The sequence below is a fragment of the Acinetobacter sp. AS5 genome (genome assembly GCF_048957595.1).
In the GTDB taxonomy this organism is placed as follows: domain Bacteria; phylum Pseudomonadota; class Gammaproteobacteria; order Pseudomonadales; family Moraxellaceae; genus Acinetobacter.
Genome location: NZ_JARDAL010000095.1, coordinates 1 through 5,062, shown reverse-complemented (window position 1 = coordinate 5,062; position 5,062 = coordinate 1). Strand labels below are relative to the sequence as shown.

Annotated in this window: 3 protein-coding genes and 1 pseudogene; 1 reads left to right on the top strand and 3 read right to left on the bottom strand. The window is 41.1% G+C overall.

The annotated features are described in order from the left end of the window. Positions 1 to 281 precede the first annotated feature (281 nt). Both PV763_RS17010 and PV763_RS17005 read right to left on the bottom strand, forming a co-directional pair. Positions 282 to 2,000: a GMC oxidoreductase gene (locus tag PV763_RS17010; RefSeq protein WP_045796738.1), complete on the bottom strand. Its 1,719-nt coding sequence runs from the start codon at positions 1,998 to 2,000 to the stop codon at positions 282 to 284. Positions 2,001 to 2,114: 114 nt separating this feature from the next. After that, on the bottom strand, positions 2,115 to 3,560 hold the full coding sequence (locus tag PV763_RS17005) for a coniferyl aldehyde dehydrogenase (RefSeq protein WP_045796737.1): 1,446 nt from the start codon (positions 3,558 to 3,560) through the stop codon (positions 2,115 to 2,117). A 153-nt stretch (positions 3,561 to 3,713) separates the two neighbouring features. On the opposite strand from PV763_RS17005, the gene PV763_RS17000 reads away from it, so the two are divergent. Further along, complete coding sequence (locus tag PV763_RS17000; protein WP_045796736.1) at positions 3,714 to 4,733, top strand: AraC family transcriptional regulator; 1,020 nt, start codon at positions 3,714 to 3,716, stop codon at positions 4,731 to 4,733. Between the two features lie 101 nt (positions 4,734 to 4,834). Here the strand turns inward: PV763_RS17000 and PV763_RS16995 are convergent. Beyond that, positions 4,835 to 5,062, bottom strand: a pseudogene (locus PV763_RS16995) (transporter); the annotation flags it as partial.

Below are 5,062 nucleotides of genomic sequence, written 5' to 3'. Positions count from 1 at the left end.
CATATTTTATAACAAGAAAAAATAAACCATGGCTTTTGGGTTTATGAATAGACTCAATAATGCCCCCCAATTACTCATTGATCGGTAAAAAAGGTAAGACAGCTTTTCGCTCTCTTCTTAGCTTAGGAATTTCTGAATTATAGCCCATAAAATCAGCAACGCCCTCTAACGCTGTCATACAGCGTTAGAGGGATAATGATCTCAAGATTGTATTGCTTGGGCTGTCTAATTTGCCGTATTAGACACCATCACCATCACCAGCCCAAACCATATCCACTTTTTTAAGCATTGCTTAATGCACTGGCTAAATCACCAGTACCCTTCAAGTCAGACACCTGTCCCTCCAAAGGCTGACTAAATTCAATACGCTGAATCTTTGCTGCCCGCTCTGCGGAGAACACTGGGATTTGACTCATCGCAAATTCAGACAGTGCGGTAATGGTTAGTGAGGGATTCACACCTAAATTCCCAGGTACAATCGAACCATCTAATACGCGTAAATTTTGATAACCAAAGACTTGACCAGTGAAGTCCACAACGCCATTCGACTTGTCATTGCCCATCGCGACACCACTCATAATATGTGCTGTCGTTGGCGTTCCCAGTAGAATTTCAGTAAGTGCAGAACCAGGTTCTCCACCTAACTTTTGTGCAATCATTTTAGTGGCTTCTTCAGCCGCAGGGAATGAAACGGTGAGTGGCGTGTCCCCTTCTTTTTGCACAGCAGTGATACTATTTTTGAACAGTCGATACCACTTTCTACGCCATTCAAAATGAATGAATGCTTCAGACTTTTGCATCACCAATAAAATGATAGAGTCTTTGGCTTTACCCTTATAACGCAGTACTTTAAAGGTTTTTAAGGGATGTAACAGTGTATTGAACACAAACTTCATAAAGCGCATAAAGCCCTGACCGGTCACCATCGGCACGTATGGAATATAAATCCATGAAGCATCCGCACCTTCAGGGAACCGTGTGACCTCAATATTGGTATCTGCATCGACCGAAATAAAAGAGCTGATTGCTACCCCATCATCCAGTTTTTTATCTGTGTTGTTCACTGTGGTCAGAGTTTCCGAGTTCGTCCGAACTTCCTGTCCCAGCAATGAAGAAATATTGGGTAAAGTCTTATACTGATCCCGCATTTTTAACAACATCGGTACCGTACCCATCACCCCTGCAGATAACACTACCCCACGACTGCGCAAACTATATTGACGAACATTCTTACCTAAAGTTTCTTTGATAATGATTTCATAGCCTTCACCACCATCCTCACTCAATGGCATAATTTTGAGGACTTCAGAACTTGGACGAATTTCTACCCCATTACGTTCAGCAAAATACAGGTAATTCTTCATGAGGGTGTTTTTGGCATTATTACGACAGCCCAACATACAACTGCCACAATAAATACAGGAGTTACGATCTGGTCCATCTCCATTGAAATACGGATCTTTCGCTAATTGTCCTTCTTGACCAGCTACTTGCGAAAAGAAGACCCCCGTATTCACCGTTTTAAATGAATTTGCATATCCAATTTCACTCGCAACTTCTTTTAACGTGTCGTCTGCAATATTGGTATAAGTATTATTCGCTGTACCCAACATACGTTGAGCGAGACCATAAAACGGCTTTAAGGTGTCTTTCCAGTCTTTACGAATCTTGGTCCATGCCTCCGACTCAAAAACTGCATCAGGTGGAATTAAATGTACATTGGCATAAATTTGTGAGCCCCCACCAACGCCCACCCCATGCAAAATGGTGGTTTTACTGGTGAAAGTAAATTGCATCGTACCTCTGAATCCCAGTTCAGGTCGCCACAAATAGTTTTTTGTGTCTAAATTGGTGGTTGGAAAATCCTTGTCTTCACGGCGTAAGCCTTTCTCCAAAATCAGGACTTTATAGCCTTTTTCACTGAGGCGTAAAGCACTGACCGATCCACCAAAGCCTGAGCCAATCACGATTTGATCATAATCAAAATCTTTATTATTCATACTATTAACTCCTTTAATAGTTTTATTTTTCTGTTTTTAAATACACTAATTCCTTCACTTCAAAATATCCATCTTGAAGTGAAAAGTGATGTTGAGGTTTTAAAATTTAAGCGCTTATGACTTCATGCGAATCAATAAATTCAACAGCCAATTGGCAAATTTTCCATACGGTGGCGCGAGAAACTTCAAACTCGAAAAACCCGCCTGATAAAATACAGGGCGCATTTTAGAAAAAGTCAAAAAGCCTTCATAACCATGATAGTGCCCCATCCCGCTGGCACCGACTCCACCAAAGGGTAAGTCATGCTGCCCGACATGAAATAAGGCATCATTGACCGAAACCCCGCCCGACATAACTCTGCTGATATAAAAATCGATTAAACTTTTGTTATTACTAAATGGATAAAAAGCCAATGGACGATCACGCTGCACAATATAGTCTACTACCTCTTCAGGCTTTTGGTAGGTTTTGACCATCAAGATCGGACCAAAGGTTTCACGCGTATCAATTTCCATCTCATCATTACTGTTCAATACCAAAGTCAGTGGAAATTTTCGTGTCGCAGCATCTGGTTCTTGCTGATTTAAATTAATCAAACTGGCCCCTTTGGCTTCAGCATCTGCCAAGCTATGCACTAAGCGCTGAAATGCACGCTCATCAATCACAGAAGTATAATCTTTGCTATGAATATCAGGCACATGTTCCTGAACCCACGCTGCCGCGGCTTGAATAAAAGCTTGTAACTTCGACTCATGTACAAATAAATAATCGACATTGGTACAAATTTGCCCCGCATTAAACTGTTTCACAAACATAATGCGTTCTACAGCTTTCTCAATAGGGTATTCAGGATCAATCACCGCAGGAGATTTACCACCCAACTCCAAAGTCACTGGCGTCAAGTTCTGTGCTGCAGCAGCCATGACTTTACGCCCTGTCGCACCAGAGCCAGTAAACATCAGGTGGTCAAACGGCAATTTTGAAAATGCGATGCCTACTTCACCAGTCTCATCGAAAATCTGTAATTTTTCCGCTTTAAAGTATTTGGGACTTAACTCAATCAGTAATTCAGCCAAATGTCTTGAATTTTCAGACATTTTAACCATAGCGGTATTTCCCGCAGCAAACACAGCAGATAATTGCGAGAACATCAAATTGATGGGGAAATTCCACGGCACAATAATTCCAATCACCCCCAGCGGCTGCGGAATCACACGGTTTTTTGCACCAAAATACAGGCTATGATCGACATGTCGTTTTTGTACTTTGGTCCAGTGTTTCAAGTGTTTGATGCTGCCGTTTATGTCATCCGTGACAGTTATAATTTCTGCTAATAAGGTTTCATGGCGTGAACGATTTCCATAATCACGATTCAAGGCGTCAATAATTGCTTCACGGTGATTGTTAATCAATGCTTTTAAATTCAGTAAATGTTGCTTGCGTTGTTCAATCGTTTCAATGCCTTGCTGATGAAAGCTTTTGCGCTGTAATTGAAAACAATCGTGCAATGTCTGTTCTATCACTGTTTGCTCGATATGAGACTGAACCGTAAGTTGCATATGCTTTTCCTTTCACGGCTAAAAATGGTGATTCAATACTTCTTTTCTATGTTGGTTGAGATAATCTCTTATCCTACTTTAACAAATGACTTGAATTATGCTTGACTTTTTAGGACACTAAATTGATCTTTTAGGACAACACGGAATGTTGTAATGGGAAGTTATATTCGTGCAGCCAGCCTCGGCGGTTTTGAAGACTTAGTCCGTAGTTATGGCATAAACCCTATAGGAATCTTGAAAGAGATCGGGATTTTACCTGCTTTACTCCGCGATCCAGATTCATTTATTCATTATGATCATTATTTAAATTTATTGGAAAAAGCGGCCTTAGCCTGTCAGGATGACTGCTTCGGTTTAAAACTCGGCGCACTCCAAAATATTAGCACAATCGGTTTGATTGGCGTCTATATGTCCCGACAAACGAGCATACTTGAAGCCTTAAGCGTGGCGCAAAAGTATGTCTATTTACATGCTGAAGGCGTTGTCTTTCACGTCTCGCAACATAATGCTCTGTTCTGTAAGCTGAACTTTGTGCGTTTAAGTGAATACAACACCGATGTACCACAAAAATCACAACTGGCCATTTGCCTTGTCGCGAATATTTTAAAAGATTTGATTGGCCCACAGTGGCATGCAGAAAAAATTTGCTTCAAGCAAAAAGCACCACAAAAAGGAGCTCAAACTTTCCAAGCACATTTTTCCTGTCCAGTGGAATTTGAAACCGATGAGGATGCGCTTTATTTTCCCGCAAGCTTTTTAAGCTATAAACCCTATAATTTTAATGAAGATGCCATTAATCAACTAATCGTACAGCAGCTTGAAACACAAAGCAGCACCAAAACTGAAGACAATACCGCACTGATAGAGAGTTCAGTCCGCATGCTGATGGCGACAGGAGACTGCAGCATTGAAAATATCGCACTCTGTATGGGAATGCATCCGAAAAAGCTTCAGCGCGCTTTAAAAATGCAAGGAACAACCTATCGAGATATACTCGAAAATGTCCGAAAAAAAGAAGCGCTTCGTATGCTTGATGCAGGCAATGTGAATTTGACAGATATTGCTCTACAGTTGGGCTATGCAGAATTATCTATTTTCAGTCGCAACTTTAAAAGCTGGTTTGGCGTTCCTCCAACCGAGTTAAGAGACAAAAGTCGAAGCCATATTGTATGACTTCTGGTTTTGCTACTTCGTTAAATAAAAAGTACCCAACGAATTCAAGCATATAGTTTAAATCCATTGAATGTCACTCTAATCAATACAGACTCAATTGATTATTTCGGGAAAACAAAGGATGCGACCAAACGTGCCCCCCAACCTTTCGGGCTGCCGTCAGTATCATCAACCCAATATCGAGCACCACCGCCCACACTAATGGCCTGACCATTTAGGCGAATCACTTTGGTCACAGTCAAGTTGACAGGAACTGTGGCTTCTTCTGCATTCCAGTCATATGTCGTTTCAGTATTCAATGCCACCGTCGTACTATTTGGATAAGTGTA